This is a genomic window from Nonomuraea sp. SBT364 (assembly GCF_001083785.1).
Taxonomy (GTDB): Bacteria; Actinomycetota; Actinomycetes; order Streptosporangiales; family Streptosporangiaceae; genus Nonomuraea.
Genome location: NZ_LAVL01000064.1, coordinates 1 through 18,025 on the forward strand (window position 1 = coordinate 1; position 18,025 = coordinate 18,025).

The window sequence follows — 18,025 nt, forward strand, 5'->3', positions numbered from 1 at the left end:
GGGCGGGCGGGGGGACCTGGCCGTAGACGGAGCCGATGTTGACGACGCTGGCGTGCGGGCTGGCGGTCAGTTCGGCGGCGAAGGCGCGGATGCCGGTCCACGGCGCCCACAGGTTGGTGCGCAGGACCCGGTCCCAGTCGTCGTCCGTGGTGTCGAGCAGGTCCGCGCGGGCGCTGACTCCGGCGTTGTTGACGAGGATGTCGAGCCGGCCGTGGGTGGCGCGGACGGTCTCGGCGAAGGTGTCCCAGGAGTCGCGGTCGCGTACGTCCAGGTGCTGGTAGCGGGTGCCGGGCGGGGACGGCCGGTCGTCGCGCAGATCGCCGTAGACGACGTGGGCGCCGCGCGCGCGGAGGCCGTCGACGATGGCGGCGCCGAGGCCGGCGGCGCCGCCGGTGACGGCGGCGACCAGTCCTTCGAGCTCCATGGTCCTCCCTCCCTACCGGCGTATGCCCTGGTAGGAGCTTTGAGGACCATCCTGGGCCGACGAGCGGCCCGTGGCGTCCGTCAGATGACGGATGTGCGCTCGGCGGCCTCCACCACGTTGGACAGCAGGAGGGCGCGGGTCATCGGGCCGACGCCGCCCGGGTTGGGGGTGAGGAAGCCGGCGACGTCCTCGACGTCGGCCGCCACGTCACCGGCGATCTTGCCGTGGACGCGGGAGACGCCGACGTCGAGCACGGCGGCGCCCGGCTTGACCATGTCGCGGGTGATCAGGTCGGGCACGCCGGCGGCGGCCACCACGATGTCGGCGCGGCGCACGTGCGCGGCCAGGTCTTCGGTGCCGGTGTGGCAGAGGGTCACGGTGGCGTTCTCGCTGCGGCGGGTCAGCAGCAGGCCGAGTGAGCGGCCCACGGTGATGCCTCGGCCGACCACGGCCACCTCGGCGCCCTTGATCGGCACGCCGTATTCCTGCAGGAGCAGCACGATGCCGTGCGGCGTGCACGGCAGCGGCGCGTCGACCATGTGGACCAGGCGGCCCAGGTTGACCGGGTGCAGGCCGTCGGCGTCCTTGGCCGGGTCCATGCGCTCCAGCAGCGCCATCGTGTCAAGGTGCTTGGGCAGCGGGAGCTGGACGATGTAGCCGGTGCAGGAGGGCGAGGCGTTGAGCTCGTCGATGGCGGCCTCGACGTCGGCCTGGGTGGCGGTCGCGGGCAGGTCGACGCGGATGGAGGAGATGCCGACCTCGGCGCAGTCGCGGTGCTTGCCCGCCACGTAGATCTGGCTGCCGGGGTCGTCGCCGACCAGCACGGTGCCGAGGCCGGGCGTGATGCCGCGTTCGCCGAGCGCGGTCACCCGGCCCGCCAGGTCTGCCTTGATCTTCGCTGCCGTCGCCTTGCCGTCGAGTCTCACTGCGCTCATGCGGTCAATCCTTCCACGCTCCGGGTCCCGGACGTCCGCGACCCGAATGACATCGTTGTCATCGGACTTTGGACGGCATATGGTGACATTCGCCGGAGTCGTGCTCCCCGAGGTGGTGGTCATGTCTGCTCGCCTGCTGTCCGCGGAGCCGACCGATCTGTTCCTGGGCACGCGCGCCGAACCGCGCCAGGTCCTGCGGATGACCGTGGGGCCGGGCGACGAGGCCGAGCTCGCGGTCACCGGCGAGGGCGTCCGCGGCGGCCTGCGGGTGCCCGCCGGAGGCGGGACCGTCGAGGTGCCGCTGACCGTGGACGTGCCGGCCGGGACCGTGGTGCCGTGCGCGGTGCGCCTCGGCGACGAGACCCTCGCCGTGGACGTCACCGCCGAGGCGCCCGGCTGGACGATGTTCATGGTGTCGCACTTCCACTACGACCCCGTCTGGTGGAACACCCAGGCGGCCTACACCAGCCCGTGGGAACTGCTGTCGGCCGGGCCTTCGACCAGGCCGCTCTGGGAACGCAACGCGTTCGCGCTGGTCGAGGCGCACATCGAGCTGGCTCTGCGCGACCCCGACTACCGGTTCGTGCTGGCCGAGGTCGACTATCTCAAGCCGTTCCTCGACACCCGCCCGGAGCGCCGGGCCGACCTGCGCGTCCTGCTCGCCGAGGGCCGTGCCGAGCTGGTCGGCGGCACGTACAACGAGCCCAACACGAACCTGACCGGCGCCGAGAGCACGATCCGCAACCTCGTCCACGGCATCGGCTACCAGCGCGACATCCTCGGCGGCGACCCGCGCACGGCCTGGCAGCTCGACGTGTTCGGGCACGACCCGCAGTTCCCCGGCTACCTGGCGGCGGCGGGGCTGACGGGCAGCGCGTGGGCCCGCGGGCCGTTCCACCAGTGGGGGCCGATCAGCAAGAACTTCCGCGAGGCCAAGGCCGACGCCACGGTCATGCAGTTCCCCAGCGAGTTCGAGTGGATCTCGCCGTCGGGGCGGGGCGTGCTCACCCACTACATGCCCGGCCACTACTCGGCGGGCTGGTGGATGGACTCCTCGCCGACGCTGGAGGCCGCCTGCCAGGCGGTGTACGACCTGTACCGGTCGTTGAAGCCCGTGGCGGCGACGCGCAACATCCTGCTGCCGGTCGGCACCGACTACACGCCGCCGAACAAGTGGGTCACCGAGATCCACCGGACGTGGAACGAGCGGTACGTGTGGCCGAGGTTCGTGTGCGGGACGCCGCGGGACTTCCTGGACGCGGTGCGGGGCGAAACTTCATCCTTCAGCCCGCAATCCCGGGACATGAACCCCATCTACACCGGCAAGGACGTCTCGTACATCGACACCAAGCAGGCGCAACGGGCCGCCGAGGTGGCGGTGCTGGACGCCGAGCGGCTGTCGGCGTTCGCGGCCCTGCTCGGCCTGGGCGGCTACCCGCACACGGCACTGGACAAGGCGTGGCGGCAGCTCGCCTACGGGGCACACCACGACGCGATCACCGGTTCGGAGTCCGACCAGGTCTACATCGACCTGCTGACCGGCTGGCGCGAGGCGTACGACCTGGCCACCGGCGCCCGCGACCGGGCGCTGGACGCGCTGACCGGCCGCATCGCGCTCGACCGGCGCAGCGTCGTGGTGACGAACACGCTGCCGTTCCCGCGCGACGGGCTTGTCCGGGTACGGCTCGGCCCCGGCCTGACCGTCGAGGGAGCCGAGGCCGTGGCGGCGGACGGGACGCTGTCCTTCCTGGCCCGCGACGTCCCGCCGACGGGCTGGCGGGCCTACCGGGTGGTGCCCGGCGAGGCCGGGAGCTGGGCGGACCTGCCCGGACACACCATCGAGAACGCCCGCTGGCGGGTGAGTGCCGACCCGGCGCGGGGCGGCGGGCTGGTCTCCGTCCTCGACCGGGGCCGCGAGCTGCTCACCGGGCTGGGCAACGAGCTGCGCCTGTACGAGGAGTACCCGCAGCATCCCGACATGGGCGAGGGCCCCTGGCACCTCATGCCCACCGGGCAGGTGCTCGGGTCGGGCGACTCCCCCGCGCTCTCCGTGCGCGCCCAGAGCTGCCCGGCCGGGCAGCGGCTCGTCGTGCGCGGGCACCTGGGCGAGGTCGCCTACGAGCAGGTCGTGACGCTGTGGGCGGGCTCGGACCGGGTCGACTGCGTCACCCGGGTGCTCGACCACAGCGGCGCCGACCGGCTGCTGCGCGTCCGCTTCCCGGCCGCCGTCGAGGGCGCGCTGCCGGTGTCGGACGTGGCCGGGGCGGTGGTCGGGCGCGGGTTCGCGCTGCCCGACGTCGACTCCGCCGAGCACCCGTGGACGCTCGACAACCCGGCCGGCACCTGGTTCGGGCTGTCCAGCACGGTCCGGGTCGACCTCGGCGCGGCGGGCGCGCGGGCGCTCGGCGTGGCCGAGATCGTGGTGCCCCGGCTGGAGGACGCGCCATCGGCCCGCGACCTCGTGGCGGCGCTGGCCCGCGCCGGGGTCACCGCGACGACGTCCGCCGCGTCCTGGGCCCGTTACGGGTGGCTGGAGGTGGACTCGAACCTGCCGGACGCGCGCATCGTCCTCGGCGGCCCGGCCGTCAACCCGGTCGCCGCCGAACTGCTCGACCGGGCCGGGCCGGCCTTCCGGGAGGCCGTCGAGTCGGGCGCGCCCCTCGTGTGGGTGCCCGCCGAGCGGCCGCTGACCGAGGTGTGGCGGCCCGGCGCCGATTTGCGCGACGTACGCGCCCTGCCCGCGCTGATCGTCACCGGGCCGGTCGCCGACCTGGTGGCGGACCTGGCCGACGGGGTCGTCACGGCGGTGTGCCCGGCCGGGACGGAACGGCTCGACGAGCGTACGGTGGCGCTGCTGGCGTACGGGCTGCCGGGGTTCGCGGTCGACCCGTCGGGGGCGCTGCACCTGTCGCTCATGCGGTCCTGCACGGGCTGGCCGTCGGGGGTGTGGCTCGATCCGCCGCGCCGGACCAGCCCCGACGGGTCGGCCTTCCAGCTCCAGCACTGGACGCACGAGTTCGCCTACGCGCTCGTGGCGGGCGACGGCGACTGGCGGGCCGTCCAGGCTCCGGCGGCCGGGCAGGAGTTCGTCACCCCGCTGCTGGCGCGCGTCGCCGACGGGCCGGGCGGTGAGCTGCCGCCGACGCACTCCCTGCTGGGCGTGCGGCCGTACCGGGACGTCCTGGTGAGCACGCTCAAGGCCACCGGCAACCCGCACGCCCACGGCCACGCCCACGCGCCCGCCGACGGGGTGACGCTGCGGCTGATCGAGGCCACCGGGCTGGGCAGCGCGGCGCGGATCGCCTCACCGCTCCTCCCCGGCCCGTGGACGCGCGCCGACCTGCTCGAACGGCTCGCGCGTCCCGTCCCCGAGCGGGTGGTGGAGCTCGCGGGCGCCGAGGTCGTCACGCTGCTCTCACCCGGCGTCCCGCTGGGCCCCGGCCCCGAGCTCGGCGCGGTCGCGGAGCCGGCTCAGCCCGTCTACAGCCGCTACTGGCTGCACAACAAGGGGCCCGCTCCGCTCGGCTACCTGCCGGTGTCCGTGACCGTGTCGCCGGGGCTCGTCACGCCCGCCGACGGGGCCGCTTTCGAGGTGGCCGTGGTCGTCGCGTCACACCTGGTGGACGCGGCGCACGAGGGGATCGTCGAGATGGCGGTGCCCGCCGGGTGGACCGCCACGCCCGCCCACCGGCCCTACCGGCTGGAACCGGGCGGCCATCTCCGCTTCCCCGTCACCGTGACGCCCGCGCCGGGCCGGGGGCTGCACTTCGTCGCCGCCCGGACCGCCGCCGGCGGCCAGCTGATCGAGGACGTCACCACCGTCGCGCTGGGCGACGTCCCGGAGCTGCCCGTTCCCGGGCCGGCGCCCGCGCCCGTCATCCAGGGCACCACCGCCGCCGAGGGCCACCCCACGGGGCTGTCTCTGTCCATCCCGCACGGCGCCCTCACGCTGCGGCCGGGCGACGCCGCCGCGCTCGTGGTGCGGCTCGCGAACGGCACCGCCGGCGAGATCCGCGGCGAGGCCCAGCTCGCCGCCCCCTGGGGCTCGTGGGAGCTGCTCCCGTCCCCGCTGCTGCCCTTCACCGTGCCGCCCGGCGCGACGGCTGACGTGGCGTTCCCCGTACGGGTTCCCGGGGACGCGCCGGGCGGTCACTGGTGGGCGCTCCCCAAGGTCATGTGGTTCGGCCGTTGCCAGTACGGGGCCGCCGTCCGCCTGGAGGTGATCCGGTGACCCGCCCGGTGGAGACGGTGATCGGCTTCGTGGGCGGCCGGCCGGTGGGGCGCGACCTGCTCGACCGGCGCATCGCCGAACTGCGCGACGGTCCCTCAGCCGCCGCGCTGCCCGCCCCGGGCACCGCCGAGGACCGGCAGCTCGCCCGCTGGCTCACCCAGGTCATCCTCACCGAGACCCTCTGCGAAGCCGAGGCCCGAGCACGCGGCCTCCCCCCGGAGCCGAGCGAATCACTGGACCGGGAACCGGCCCTCGCTTCTGAAGCGGCTGGGCCGCTGGGGCGGGTGGCCGCTGTGGAGCTGGGGTCGGTCAACGCCGCCGCCTACGCCGGGAGCCCGTGGGTGCGGGCCATGTTCGCGCACGTCGCGGCGACGGCCGCGATCCCGGCAGGCTGGGTTCCCGGCGGCCGGGCCGGGCCCGTGGAGGTCTGCCATCTCGTGTCGCACCGGCTGTTCCCCAGCCGCGCGGAAGCCGTACGGGCGCGGGCGGACGAGCTCGAACCGCTGGGCGAGGTGACGCTGGAGTCGCTGCCGTCGGCACTGGCCGCCGCGCTGCGGAGCAACCCGTACGGCACGCTGACCGGCCCGGTGCGGGACGCGCTCGGATGGCATGTCGCGGTGGCGAGCGCACAGCTCGACCAGCCTCCAGAACGGACGCCCGAGGCGCCGGTCGGCGCCGCGCGGCGGCTGGCGTTCGCGCGGTGGCTCGACGAGCAGCGCGCCGCACAGGTAGAGCTCGTGCCCGGACTGGAACACCCTGGCGATCCCCGCCAGCCCGACAACCACCACAAACACTGATGACACACGTACTCGCCATTGACATCGGAGGAACCAAACTCGCCGCCGCGCTGGTGGACGAGGAGGGTTCCGTGCTGCGTTCCGCGACCCGGCCCACGCCGCGTGAGGAGGTGATGGCCGCGCTCGGCGGCCTGATCGAGGAGGTGACCGGCGGCGGCCCCGCCCCGGTGGCGGTGGGGATCGGCTGCGCCGGTCCGCTGGACCGGGGGACCGTCAGCCCGGTGAACATGCCGAGCTGGCGCGGTTTCCCGCTGTGCGACGAGGTGCGGGCGCTGACCGGGCTGCCGACCGTGCTGGCCGGCGACGCCCAGTGCATGGCGCTCGGCGAGCACTGGCTCGGGGCCGGCCGGGGCAGCTCGGCGCTGCTGGGCGTCGTGGTCTCGACGGGCATCGGCGGCGGCCTGGTCATCGACGGGCGGCCGCTGCTCGGCCCCACCGGGAACGCCGGGCACGTCGGCCACATGACGATCGACCCGTACGGCGAGCGCTGCGAATGCGGCGGCCGTGGCTGCGTCGAGCGGTACGCCAGCGGGCCGAACATGACCCGCTGGGCCCTGGAGAACGGCTGGAGCCCCGGCGCGGAGCAGGCCGACGCCCGGATGCTGGCACGTGACGCGGCGGCCGGGGACCCGGTCGCCGTGGCCGCGTTCGAGCGCGGGGCCGGGGCGCTGGCCGGGATGATCGCCTCCACGGCCGCCGCCGCCGAGGTGAGCACCGTGGTCGTCGGCGGCGGTGTGTCGGGCGCCGGGGCGGTGCTGTTCGAGCCGCTGGAACGGGCGCTCGACGACGTCGGCGGGCTGGCGTTCGTCAGGGCGGTGCGGGTGCGGCCGACGACGCTGGGGGTGCTGGCCGGGCTGGCCGGCGCCGCCAAACTGGCCTGGGACTACTCCCGCTCGGCCGGCTGAGCCTCGCGCCGCTCGATGATCCGGCGGGTGAACGGGATGAGCTCGACGACACGCCCGCCGAGGTAGGCGCCGACGAACGCGAGCAGGATGAGCACGAAGGGGCTGGTCGCGAACCCGTTCACGGCGAGGAATGCCTGCAGGGATGCGTCGAGCAGTGTCATAAGGACTCCGGGGGAACAATCACGCGACGGAAGCCCTCAGATTAACCGCACGATGCGGATGCTTGACCCGCTTTTGGGTGACCCGCCCCGACGGGCCACCCAACCGCGCTCAGTGGAAGAAGTGCCGCGTGCCCGTGAAGTAGAGGGTCACGCCCGCCTTCTCCACGGCGTCGATGACCTCCTGGTCGCGCACCGAGCCGCCCGGCTCCACGATGGCCTTGACGCCCGCCTCGATCAGCACCTGCGGCCCGTCGGGGAAGGGGAAGAACGCGTCGGACGCCGCCGCGGAGCCCGCCGCCCGCTCCCCCGCGCGCGTGACCGCCAGCCGGCAGGAGTCGACGCGGTTGACCTGGCCCATGCCGACGCCGACCGTGGCCTGGTCACTGGCCAGCAGGATCGCGTTGGACTTGACCGAGCGTGCCGCCCGCCAGGCGAACGCCAGGTCGGCCAGCATCTGCGGCGAGGCCGGCTCGCCCGCCTTGAGCTGCCAGGTCGCCGGGTCGTCGCCGGTGGCGTCGACCCGGTCCACCTGCTGCACCAGCAGCCCGCCGTCGATACGGCGGAACTCGGCCGGGTTGACCGGCCCGCTCGGGCAGACCAGCAGGCGGATGTTCTTCTTCTGGGTGAGTACGGCCAGCGCCTCGGGCTCGTAGGAGGGCGCCACCACGACCTCGGTGAACACCTCGGCGATCTGCCGGCCCAGCTCGGCCGTGACCGCGCCGTTGACCGCGATCACGCCGCCGTAGGCGGAGACGGGGTCGCACGCGTGCGCCTTGCGGTGGGCCTCGGCCACGTCCGCGCCGACGGCGATGCCGCACGGGTTCTGGTGCTTGACGACGGCCACGCAGGGACCGGTGAAGTCCCAGGCCGCGCGCCAGGCGGCGTCGGCGTCGAGGTAGTTGTTGTAGGACATCTCCTTGCCGTGCAGCTGCTCGGCGTTGGCCAGGCCGTCGCCGCCCGCGCTGTAGAGGGCGGCGGCCTGGTGCGGGTTCTCGCCGTAGCGCAGCTCGGACTTGCGCTGCCAGGTGGCGCCCATGAACTCCGGCCAGGTGCCCTGCTCGGCGTAGCCGTTGGCGAACCAGGAGGCCACGGCGACGTCGTAGGCGGCGGTGTGCGCGTAGGCGGCGCCGGCCAGCCGCCTGCGCTCGGTGAGCGTGAAGCCGCCCTGGCCGAGCGCGGCCAGCACGGCGCCGTAGGCGGCGGGGTCGACCACGACGGCGCAGGTGCTGTGGTTCTTGGCGGCGCCGCGGATCATCGCGGGCCCGCCGATGTCGATCTGCTCCACGCACTCCGCGTCGGACGCGCCCGAGGCCACCGTCTGCTGGAACGGGTAGAGGTTGACGACCACGAGCTGGAAGGGGTCGATCTCCAGCTCGTCGAGCTGCGCCACGTGGTGCGGCTTGTTGAGGTCGGCCAGCATGCCGGCGTGCACGCGCGGGTGCAGGGTCTTGACCCGGCCGTCGAGGCACTCGGGGAAGCCGGTGAGCTGCTCGACCTTGGTGACCGGAATCCCGTAGGAGGCGATGGCCGCCGCCGTGCCGCCCGTCGAGACGATCTCCACCCCCGACTCGTCCAGGGCTCTGGCCAGCTCCTCCAGCCCCGACTTGTCGTAGACGGCGATGAGAGCGCGCCGGATGGCGATGCGAGTCACGTGCTTTCCCCTCCTGATGGGTTACCGATGCGGACAGTGCGTCCGCTGACCGTCCAGCCCTCCCGGGCCATCCGGCCGACGACGTCGACGAGCAGGCGGCGCTCGACGGTCTTGATGCGCTCGTGCAGGGTCGCCACGTCGTCACCGGGCAGCACCGGCACGGCCTCCTGCGCGACGATCGGCCCGGTGTCGACCCCGGCGTCGGCCAGCATGACCGTGCACCCCGTCACCTTCACCCCGTGGGCCAGCGCGTCACGCACCCCGTGCGCGCCGGGGAACGCCGGCAGCAGCGCGGGATGGGTGTTGAGCAGCGGGAACTCCTCCAGGGTCGGAGCTCCGACGATCTTCATGAAGCCGGCCGAGATCACCAGGTCCGGCTTGTGCGAGGCGATCTCGGACGCGAGCGCGGCGTCCCATCCGGCCCGCGATGGGTAGTCACCCAATTTTCGGACAAAAGTGGGTATACCTGCGCGAGATGCTCTAGCCAGCCCTTCGATGCCATCCCGGTCCGCACCGACTGCCACGACCCGTGCTCCGTACGACGGATCGGCGGAAGCGTCCAGGAGGGCCTGTAGGTTTGTTCCAGAGCCGGAGACGAGGACGACAAGCCGCGCAGCCTTGGACACGCACACTCCCATGGGGATTCCGGGTTGGGGCTGCCAGCGTATCTGTTCCCGGTCACGGTGACGCAGAGGAGGTCAGGTGTCGACACCGGTGCAAGCACCGGCCGGTCAGCAGCCCGCGGAGTCCGCGGGCCGCCGAGCGATCTGGTTGTCCATCGCAGCGCTGGCGATGACGATCATGCTGCCCGCGGCCGGGCTGGTTCTGGCGGTGTTCGCGCTCGTGGCGGGGATTCGCGCGCTCCCGCTCCTACGAAACGCGGGCAAGCCCACGGGCTCGGCGGCGGGCGGCATCGCCGTGTCCACCGTCGCGCTCCTGCTGTCGGCCGGAGCCACGGCCATGCAGCTCTACCTGATGGACGAGCACTCCGCCTACCAGGAATGCATGAAGGGCGCGGGCACCGTGTCCTCCCAGGGCGAGTGCTACGTGCAGTTCAGGGACGCGGCGGAGAAGAAGCTGCCCGCCGACGTGCTGGAGCTGCTGGGCACCACGCCCTAGTCACGGTCCCACGCGTAGGGGTCGACGTAGATGACGTGGCCCCCGCGGTCGTCGGACTCGTCCACGATGTCCTGACGCGCCGGCACCGCCTGGTCCATCGGCGGGCGCGGGCGCGCCTGCGAGAGCGTCTCGGCCGCGGCCGAGGCGTGCTCGTCCTGCCAGTCGTCGCGGATGACCGGGATCGGCTGGGTGTCGGCCTCGGTGGCGTCCATCCAGTGACCGGGCAGCGGGCGGGTGTCGGCCTCGGCCAGCCCCACCTTGCCCGCGACCCGGGCGATGGCCGCCCCGGCCTTGCGCACCGGCGCCGCCGCCCTGTCCAGCGGCGCCCGGACCTTGCGGTTGAGCAGCAGCAGGTTCGTCACACCGGCGGAGATACCCGCCGCCACGCCCACCTCCAGCGCGACCGACAGCGCGACCTCCCACGCCGAAGGCCCGACGGCCGTCAGCCGCCCCCCGCCGATCGGCCCGCCGGACAGCGCCGCGAGCAGCCCCGCGACGAGCCCGGACGTCACGCCCGTCAGGAAACCCCACAGCGGCGCGGCCTCGTACGCGGGAGAGGGCGACATCCTGGCCACGACCACGCCGGCCACCGCGCCCGCCGCGAACGGCAGCGCGATCACCGCCATCATCCAGGCCGGCACCGGCCCGCTCTCCGGCAGCGCGCCGAGCAGCGGCAGGCTCGGCACCGTGCCGAGCTGCACCCCGGTGGGCGCCACCAGCGTGTCGGCGCCGATCGCGAACCCCGGCCCGGCGATGTAGGACGAGGCCCAGATGACCACGTTGAACAGGTAGAGCGCCTGCACCAGCAGGAGCAGCAGCCCGCCGACGACCCCCGGCGAGAGCACGTCGGACAGCGCCCGCACCTGGTCGAAGTTGATCGCCACGGCGACCAGCACCAGCCCCAGCCCGAACAGCACGAGCAGCGCCGTGGCCACCGCCGTGCCGACGGTCAGCGCCCGCACCCGCTCCGGCAGCAGCCGCAGCATCGCCCGCCACGGCCCGATCGTCCGCGCCGTCGCCACCGTGCCCACCGCGAACGCCAGCAGGAAGTGACTCAGCAGCGCCTCGCCGATGTACGGCTGGGTGATCTCGTTGCCGGTGACCAGCGCGATCAGCCCGGCCAGCAGCGCGTACGGCGCGGCCAGCGACACGCCGGCCTGGGCCACCAGCAGCAGCTGCGCCCGGCGCCGGGCCGCGGCCTTCTCGCGCGGGCTGTTCTTCGGCAGCCGTGCCGGCAGCCGGAGCCGCAGGTCGGCGTCGCGGGCCATCCACCGCCCCGCCTTGTACAGCAGCACGGCGGGCAGCACCATCAGGCCGATCGGCAGCAGCCCCACCCGGCCGCCGGGGATCTCGAACCCCGCGTGGTGGGCCGCCAGCCAGATCTGCGCCGCCGTGCGGAACACCCCCGGCAGCCCGGAACCGAGCGTGCCGCGTGGCGCGGCGATCCAGCCGACCAGCGTGAGCGTGGTGAGCACGGCCAGCCCGACGCCCAGCGTGCACGCGGCGGCCAGCATCCCGGACACGGGTAGCGGCCGGCGCGTCTCGTCATCGTCACTCGAGACCCCGGGGAGCTTGCCGAGGACCGACCGGGGGGCGGTCCGCAGCTGGTCGAGTATCGCCGTCACAACAAGCGATTTTCTCAATCTTTCCCGACCAGCGCTTGGTTGACGCGCCGCCCCCGCCCAGTTTGTGAGCCGTTTCAAGATCAATAGTCGTCGAAGGCAAGATCAAGGATCTCCAAACCCCCGGACACCCGTCCTCCCGGCTGACAGGAGCGGGACGCGAACCCGTGCCGTTCAAGGCGCGGGCGGGCTCAACCGGTGCACCCGCACGGAGTTCTCCGTGACGCCGTCCGCGTCCAGAAGCGCCTCGGCCTCCCGGAGGCGACGCCGGCCTTCCCCGAAGCCTGTAGCTCCCACCCGAGATTGCCCGGGGCGAAAGCGCGGAACTCCGCCGCCGCCTTGTGCAACGGGCTGATGGCGTCCTTCGACCGGTCGAGCGAGATCCCCCAGGGCGCGGTCGCGCCTCACGGTCGCCGGTCTGGTCCCGGCGGGCAGGCCCCTGGCCCCGGAAAGCGAAAGCCCCGCGCGGATGTGCGCGGGGCTTCGGCCGTGAAAGCGGGTCAGCGCGACTGCATGATCTCGCGCATGAGCCGGGCCGTCTCGGAGGGCGTCTTGCCGACGCGGACGCCGACCTTCTCCAGCGCCTCCTTCTTGGCTTGGGCGGTGCCGGCGGAACCGGACACGATGGCGCCGGCGTGGCCCATCGTCTTGCCCTCGGGCGCGGTGAAGCCCGCGACGTAGGCCACGACCGGCTTGGTGACGTGCTCCTCGATGTACGCGGCCGCCCGCTCCTCGGCGTCGCCGCCGATCTCGCCGATCATGACGATCGCGTCGGTGCCCGGGTCCTCCTGGAACGCCTGGAGCGCATCGATGTGCGTGGTCCCGATGACCGGGTCGCCGCCGATGCCCACGGCCGTGGAGAAGCCGAAGTCGCGCAGCTCGTACATGAGCTGGTAGGTCAGCGTGCCCGACTTGGACACCAGGCCGATGCGGCCGGCGGTGGTGATGTCGGCGGGGATGATGCCGGCGTTGGAGGCGCCGGGCGAGGCGATGCCGGGGCAGTTCGGGCCGATGATGCGGGTCTTGTTGCCCTTGGCGACCGCGTACGCCCAGAACTCGGTGGAGTCGTGCACCGGCACGCCCTCGGTGATGACCACGCAGAGCGGGATCTCGGCGTCGATGGCCTCCTTGACGGCGTCCTTGGTGAACGCGGGCGGCACGAAGACGACCGACACGTCGGCGCGGGTCTTCTCGATGGCCTCCTTGACCGTGCCGAACACGGGCAGGCCCTCGTGGGTGGTGCCGGCCTTGCGGGCGTTGACGCCGCCGACGACGCGGGCGCCGGAGGCGAGCATGCGGCGGGTGTGCTTGGTGCCCTCACCGCCGGTCATGCCCTGGACGATGATTTTGCTGTTCTCGGTCAGCCAGATAGCCATGTGTCACACACCTGCCGCAGCGAGCTCGGCGGCCCGCTTGGCCGCGTCGTCCATCGTGTCTACCAGCTCGACGCGCGGGAGCGCGGCGTCGGCCAGGATCTGCCGCCCGAGCTGGGCGTTGTTGCCGTCGAGGCGGACCACCAGCGGGTGCGTGACGGCCTCGCCGCGGCTTTCGAGCAGCTTGAACGCCGACACGATGCCGTTGGCCACGGCGTCGCAGGCGGTGATGCCGCCGAAGACGTTCACGAAGATCGACTTGACCGACGGGTCGGACATGATGATCTCCAGGCCGGCCGCCATGACCTCGGCCGACGCGCCGCCGCCGATGTCGAGGAAGTTGGCCGGGGAGGGCTTGCCCGGGAACGCCTCACCGGCGTAGGCCACCACGTCGAGCGTGGACATGACCAGGCCGGCGCCGTTGCCGATGATGCCGACGTCGCCGTCGAGCTTGACGTAGTTGAGGTCCTTCTCCTTGGCCCTGGCCTCGAGCGGGTCCTCGGCCGCCTTGTCGGCGTAGGTCTCGTGGTCGGACTGGCGGAAGGTGGCGTTGTCGTCGAGGGTGACCTTGCCGTCGAGCGCCTTCACCTGCCCGTCGGCGGCCAGGATCATCGGGTTGACCTCGACGAGCGTGGCGTCCTCGTCCACGAACGCGCACCAGAGCTTCTCGATGAGCTCGGCGGCGCCGTCGAGGGCCTTCTCCGGCAGGCCGCCGGCGACCGCGATGTCGCGGGCCTTGGCCCGGTCGACGCCGGTCAGCGCCGAGACGGGCACCTTGGCGACCTTCTCGGGCGTGCTGTGGGCGACCTCCTCGATGTCCATGCCGCCCGCCGCCGAGCAGATCGCCAGGAAGGTGCGGTTGGCGCGGTCGAGCAGGAAGGAGAAGTAGTACTCCTCCGCGATCGCGCTGGCCTCCTCCACGAGCACTTTGTGGACCGTGTGGCCCTTGATGTCCATACCGAGGATGGCGGTGGCCTTCTCGACGGCGTCGGCGGCGTCGTCGGCCACCTTCACTCCGCCGGCCTTGCCGCGCCCGCCGGTCTTTACCTGGGCCTTGACGACGACGCGACCGGTCAGCTGCTCCGCTGCCGCCCGCGCTTCCTCCACGGTGTGGGCGACGATGCCGCGAGGCACCGGGATGCCGTAGTCCGCGAAGAGCTCCTTCGCCTGATGTTCGAACAGGTCCACGAGGGTCCGTCCTTGCTCATTTCCGACTGATGTTCGACGGCCCGGTCCACCCCGTGTGCCGGGCGTTTTCCGCCAGTGAAGCCTAGCCCCAAGCTTGACCTGACCAGGTCATCGGGTAGCAGATATCCCGCGATGTGACGGTGATCTCACTTCGCCGATGCGCACGCTGCACGGAAAGTGCACCGATTCGCCGTTAATAACCAGTTTCGCCGAGATATTCCTGTGATCTTCAATTGACATGATCCATACCCCTCAATACTCAACTTCAAAGGGATCGCAATGAAGCGAATCATTGCCGGGCTGGCAGTGGCCGCCATGTCGACGCTGGTCACGGCGGCACCAGCGCAGGCAGCGCCCCTCAGCCCGGTCAAGACGCTGAAGCAGCAGTTCAAGCCCGGTCATGGTGTACGTGTTTCCGAAACGAGCCGGACGATCACCGACGGTAAAGAGAGCATGTCCGCCAAGACCACCGGCGTGCTCGAATTCGGCAGGTCCGGAGTGGTCGCGGTGGACCTGAAGACCCGCACCGAAATCCCGAAGGGCACCTCGGAGGACGTCGCCGCCCTGCTGCGCGGCATGTCCAACGCCCGCTCGCTCAGCGTCGGCGGCGACACCTACATGCAGGGCGGGCTCTTCAGCGACGACCTGCCCGAGGGCAAGAAGTGGGTGCGCTACCAGGGCGTCCAGGCCACGGGCACCGATCAGATGATCGACGTCTTCAACGCCAAGGTGCTCAAGACGGTGGTCGCCAAGGCCAAGGTCGTCAAGGGCGACTACCGCGGCTCGCTGACGGTCAAGGAGCTGGGCAAGGCCCTGGGCCAGCCGATCTCCGGCAAGGTCGGCAAGGTCAAGGTCTCGTACCTGCTGGACGTCGACTCCAAGGGCCTGATCAAGCGCGTGGTCAGCGGCTGGACCTTCGACTTCGGTCTCCTCGGCAAGACCGAGTCCGTCATCGAGACCCGCTACACCGGCTGGGGCGCCAAGGTCAAGATCGTCGCTCCGCCGGAGTCCGAGTGGGTCGACCTCGCCGACCTGGGCGCCGACACCGAGGTGCCGTCCGAGCTCCCCGGCAAGGGCATCCACTCCCTGGGCCAGCGGTAGGCAGGTGAAAGCCCTCATCTCCGGCGTGGCCGTGGCTTCGGCCGCCGCCCTCGCCCTCGCCACCCCCGCCCAGGCGGCGCCCAAGGACCCCGTCGCGGCGGTCAAGAAGCAGCTCGTCGCCGGCAAGGGCGTCAGCTTCGCCGACACCACCACCTGGCTGAAGGACGACGGCACCGAGCCGTACCTGAAGCGCAAGGGCAAGCTCATGTTCGGCAAGGGCACGGTGGCCGCGACGGACATGGCGAGCACGTACCCGAAGGAGACCCTCCAGCGGGGGCTGGACTCCTTCCAGAACGACCGGACGATCCTGGTCGGCAAGGTCGCCTATCTGTCCGGCAGCTACTACCGGAAGCAGCTGCCCGAGGGTAAGACGTGGCTCAAGTCCGACGGCGCGGCGCTGAGCAACAACTGGGCGCAGCCGATCAACCCGGCCGAGCCCGCCACGCTGAAGAAGCTGCTGGCCAAGGCCGAGCGCACGTCGAACGGCTACCAGGGCACGATCACGTTCGACCAGCTGGGCAAGGTCTCGCCCTGGTTCAACCTGAGCGTGCCGATCTGGAGCGCGGGCGGGACCGAGGTGACCTGGAAGCTCACGGTCGGCCGTGACGGCCTGCCGAAGCGGCTGGTCACGTCCTACCCGGCCGGCGGGCTGGTCCGGGGCTGGCCCGGCACGTTCAAGATCGACACCGCGTACCGAGGCTGGGGCGCGAAGGTCTCGATCAAGGCTCCGCCCGCCGGCCAGGTCTCGGCGGAGTGACGTCCGGCGGGCCCTCCTCCGGGTGAGCCCGCCGGCACACGGACCCCTCACCAGAACGGCACCCCCCATGCGAACCCTCATCGCCGGCGTGGCCGTGGCTTCGGCCGCCGCCCTCGCCTTCGCCACCCCCGCCCAGGCGGCGCCCAAGGACCCCGTCGCGGCGGTCAAGAAGCAGCTCGTCGCCGGCAAGGGCGTGAGCTTCACCGACACCACCACGCTCGTGCGCGAGGACGGCTCCGAGCCGTTCATGAAGCGCAAGGGCAAGCTCATGTTCGGCAAGGGCAGGATCGCGGCCGCCGACATGGCCACGACGTACGACGCGAAGAAGCCGGACGAGCTGTTCAAGGACGACCGCACGATCGTGGTCGGCAAGACGGCGTACGTGTCGGGCGACATGTACGAGAAGGACCTGCCCGGGGACACGACCTGGCGCAGGTCCAAGCACGCGGCGTTGAGCAGCTGGTTCGCCCAGCCGATCAACCCGGTCGAGCCGGCCACGCTGAAGAAGCTGCTGGCCAGGGCCGAGCGCACGTCGAACGGCTACCGGGGCACGATCACGTTCGACCAGCTGAAGAAGGTCTCGCCCTGGTTCCGCACCAGCATCCCGGTCTTCATGGAGGGCGGCACCAAGGTGTCGTGGCGGCTCACGGTCAGCCGCAGCGGCGTACCGCAGCGCCTGACCTCCTCCTACTCGGGCGAGGGGCTGGTCGGCGCCTGGCAGGACATCACGGTCAAGCAGGACACCACCTTCCGGGGCTGGGGAGCGAAGGTCTCGATCAAGGCTCCGCCGGCCGGCGAGGTCGCCTCCTAGTCGCAGGACTGGGACCCGCGGGCACCACCGAAACGACTACCGAAAACAGAGGAAATCCCCATGAAGCGCATCATCACCGGCCTGGCGTTGGCGTCGGCCGCCGCCCTCGTGACGGCCACGCCCGCGCAGGCCGCGGCGCCCAAGAACCCGGTGGCTGCGGTCAAGAAGCACATCGCCCCCGGCAAGGGCGTGAAGTTCACCGAGCGCACCACCATCATCGAGGACGGCGAGGGTGCCGTCTTCCTGCGGCGCACCGGCAGCTTCGCGTTCGGCCGGTCGGGCGTCGTCGCGTCCGACATCACCGGCAAGCTGGCCATCAACGCCGACGACCTGGACGCCGAGGAGGACTCGCTGCTGGCGGCGCTGACCAAGTCCGAGCGCACGATCAGGGTCGGCACCACGTCCTACCTGTCGGGCGGCATCTGGGCGAGTGTGGTGCCGGAGGGCGAGACCTGGTACAAGGTCCCCCACGGCCCGCCCGCCGGCATGCTCGGCATGTTCGGCCAGCCCGTGAACATCGCGGAGCCGGCCACGCTCAAGGCCCTGTTCAAGAACGCCAAGCCGGCCACCGGCGGCTACAAGGGCAAGATCACCGTCGGTGAGCTCCGCAAGGCGTCCGCGTGGTTCCGCGCCTCCAGGATGGGGGCCAAGGACTCGGCCAAGACGCTGAAGGCCCCGATCAACTGGCGGCTCACCGTGGACGCCAAGGGTCTGCCCACGCGCCTGGTGACGACGTTCGCGGGGAGCGCGCTGTCCCTGGACGGCGGGAACCTGAGCATCGACACCCGCTTCACCGGCTGGGGCGGCAAGCTGACGATCAAGGCGCCGTCGGCCGACGAGGTCACCACCGACCTTGAGGAAGGCGGCGAGAAGGCCGTCGAGGAGTTCGGCAAGCTCAACGGCATCGCGCGCAAGTAACCCCTGAGGCCGGCCGTGGCGCCGCCACGGCC

General features: G+C 72.2%; 16 protein-coding genes. 8 read left to right on the plus strand and 8 right to left on the minus strand.

Translation table 11 applies throughout. The annotated features are described in order from the left end of the window. Together ADY59_RS25640 and ADY59_RS25645 are read right to left on the minus strand one after the other, a co-directional pair. Positions 1–424, minus strand: a 424-nt coding sequence (locus tag ADY59_RS25640) for an SDR family NAD(P)-dependent oxidoreductase (RefSeq protein ID WP_049566641.1), incomplete at its 3' end; no start/stop codon positions are given. Positions 425–504: 80 nt separating this feature from the next. Continuing rightward, the gene (locus ADY59_RS25645; protein WP_049566644.1) at positions 505–1,359 is read right to left on the minus strand and encodes a bifunctional methylenetetrahydrofolate dehydrogenase/methenyltetrahydrofolate cyclohydrolase; all 855 of its coding nucleotides are present in this window, start codon (positions 1,357–1,359) and stop codon (positions 505–507) included. Positions 1,360–1,480: 121 nt separating this feature from the next. Here ADY59_RS25645 and ADY59_RS25650 point away from each other — a divergent pair, with 121 nt between their 5' ends. The 3 genes from ADY59_RS25650 to ADY59_RS25660 are packed head-to-tail and all read left to right on the plus strand — an operon-like array spanning position 1,481 to position 7,292. Continuing rightward, on the plus strand, positions 1,481–5,590 hold the full coding sequence (locus tag ADY59_RS25650; protein ID WP_049566730.1) for an NEW3 domain-containing protein: 4,110 nt from the start codon (positions 1,481–1,483) through the stop codon (positions 5,588–5,590). After that, positions 5,587–6,387, plus strand: coding sequence for a DUF7158 domain-containing protein (locus tag ADY59_RS25655; protein ID WP_049566647.1), 801 nt, complete (start codon positions 5,587–5,589; stop codon positions 6,385–6,387). The genes ADY59_RS25650 and ADY59_RS25655 overlap by 4 nt, the downstream gene beginning before the upstream one ends. After that, complete coding sequence (locus ADY59_RS25660) at positions 6,387–7,292, plus strand: ROK family protein (RefSeq protein ID WP_082310392.1); 906 nt, start codon at positions 6,387–6,389, stop codon at positions 7,290–7,292. Before ADY59_RS25655 ends, ADY59_RS25660 begins: the two co-directional genes overlap by 1 nt. Here ADY59_RS25660 and ADY59_RS25665 read toward each other — a convergent pair. The 3 genes from ADY59_RS25665 to purN all read right to left on the minus strand — a co-directional run bounded on the left by ADY59_RS25665 (position 7,271) and on the right by purN (position 9,742). Beyond that, positions 7,271–7,453 (minus strand): hypothetical protein, encoded by a 183-nt coding sequence (locus ADY59_RS25665; protein ID WP_049566649.1) that lies wholly within the window; start codon positions 7,451–7,453, stop codon positions 7,271–7,273. The genes ADY59_RS25660 and ADY59_RS25665 overlap by 22 nt on opposite strands. Positions 7,454–7,562: 109 nt before the next feature. Next, the gene (gene purH / locus ADY59_RS25670; protein WP_049566652.1) at positions 7,563–9,104 is read right to left on the minus strand and encodes a bifunctional phosphoribosylaminoimidazolecarboxamide formyltransferase/IMP cyclohydrolase; all 1,542 of its coding nucleotides are present in this window, start codon (positions 9,102–9,104) and stop codon (positions 7,563–7,565) included. Then, on the minus strand, positions 9,101–9,742 hold the full coding sequence (gene purN / locus ADY59_RS25675; protein ID WP_049566655.1) for a phosphoribosylglycinamide formyltransferase: 642 nt from the start codon (positions 9,740–9,742) through the stop codon (positions 9,101–9,103). The genes purH and purN overlap by 4 nt, the downstream gene beginning before the upstream one ends. Before the next feature lie 64 nt (positions 9,743–9,806). Between purN and ADY59_RS25680 the strand changes: the two genes are divergently transcribed. Next, entirely contained in the window at positions 9,807–10,223 is a 417-nt protein-coding gene (locus ADY59_RS25680) for a hypothetical protein (protein ID WP_231618882.1), read from the plus strand. Here ADY59_RS25680 and ADY59_RS25685 read toward each other — a convergent pair. From ADY59_RS25685 to sucC, 3 genes are all read right to left on the minus strand, one after another. After that, positions 10,220–11,848: a cell division protein PerM gene (locus ADY59_RS25685; protein WP_049566657.1), complete on the minus strand. Its 1,629-nt coding sequence runs from the start codon at positions 11,846–11,848 to the stop codon at positions 10,220–10,222. The genes ADY59_RS25680 and ADY59_RS25685 overlap by 4 nt on opposite strands. A gap of 497 nt (positions 11,849–12,345) precedes the next feature. Further along, positions 12,346–13,221 carry a succinate--CoA ligase subunit alpha gene (gene sucD / locus ADY59_RS25690; protein WP_049566658.1) on the minus strand — a complete coding sequence of 292 codons (876 nt, stop codon included), beginning with the start codon at positions 13,219–13,221 and terminating at the stop codon, positions 12,346–12,348. A 3-nt stretch (positions 13,222–13,224) separates the two neighbouring features. Further along, complete coding sequence (gene sucC, locus ADY59_RS25695; protein ID WP_049566661.1) at positions 13,225–14,406, minus strand: ADP-forming succinate--CoA ligase subunit beta; 1,182 nt, start codon at positions 14,404–14,406, stop codon at positions 13,225–13,227. A gap of 279 nt (positions 14,407–14,685) precedes the next feature. On the opposite strand from sucC, the gene ADY59_RS25700 reads away from it, so the two are divergent. From ADY59_RS25700 to ADY59_RS25715, 4 genes are all read left to right on the plus strand, one after another. Continuing rightward, positions 14,686–15,507 carry a hypothetical protein gene (locus tag ADY59_RS25700; protein ID WP_156325732.1) on the plus strand — a complete coding sequence of 274 codons (822 nt, stop codon included), beginning with the start codon at positions 14,686–14,688 and terminating at the stop codon, positions 15,505–15,507. Between the two features lie 4 nt (positions 15,508–15,511). Next, positions 15,512–16,264, plus strand: coding sequence for a hypothetical protein (locus ADY59_RS25705; RefSeq protein ID WP_156325733.1), 753 nt, complete (start codon positions 15,512–15,514; stop codon positions 16,262–16,264). Between the two features lie 67 nt (positions 16,265–16,331). After that, complete coding sequence (locus ADY59_RS25710; protein WP_049566671.1) at positions 16,332–17,075, plus strand: hypothetical protein; 744 nt, start codon at positions 16,332–16,334, stop codon at positions 17,073–17,075. A 60-nt stretch (positions 17,076–17,135) separates the two neighbouring features. Further along, complete coding sequence (locus ADY59_RS25715; RefSeq protein WP_049566674.1) at positions 17,136–17,993, plus strand: hypothetical protein; 858 nt, start codon at positions 17,136–17,138, stop codon at positions 17,991–17,993. The last annotated feature ends 32 nt before the right edge of the window (positions 17,994–18,025 follow it).

Bases quoted from the DNA above. Each gene is read 5' to 3' on its own strand.
- ADY59_RS25645 (WP_049566644.1), bottom strand. From the start codon at position 1,359: ATGAGCGCAGTGAGACTCGACGGCAAGGCGACGGCAGCGAAGATCAAG.
- ADY59_RS25650 (WP_049566730.1), top strand. From the start codon at position 1,481: ATGTCTGCTCGCCTGCTGTCCGCGGAGCCGACCGATCTGTTCCTGGGC.
- ADY59_RS25660 (WP_082310392.1), top strand. From the start codon at position 6,387: ATGACACACGTACTCGCCATTGACATCGGAGGAACCAAACTCGCCGCC.
- ADY59_RS25665 (WP_049566649.1), bottom strand. From the start codon at position 7,453: ATGACACTGCTCGACGCATCCCTGCAGGCATTCCTCGCCGTGAACGGG.
- purN (WP_049566655.1), bottom strand. From the start codon at position 9,742: ATGGGAGTGTGCGTGTCCAAGGCTGCGCGGCTTGTCGTCCTCGTCTCC.
- sucD (WP_049566658.1), bottom strand. From the start codon at position 13,221: ATGGCTATCTGGCTGACCGAGAACAGCAAAATCATCGTCCAGGGCATG.
- ADY59_RS25700 (WP_156325732.1), top strand. From the start codon at position 14,686: ATGAAGCGAATCATTGCCGGGCTGGCAGTGGCCGCCATGTCGACGCTG.
- ADY59_RS25710 (WP_049566671.1), top strand. From the start codon at position 16,332: ATGCGAACCCTCATCGCCGGCGTGGCCGTGGCTTCGGCCGCCGCCCTC.
- ADY59_RS25715 (WP_049566674.1), top strand. From the start codon at position 17,136: ATGAAGCGCATCATCACCGGCCTGGCGTTGGCGTCGGCCGCCGCCCTC.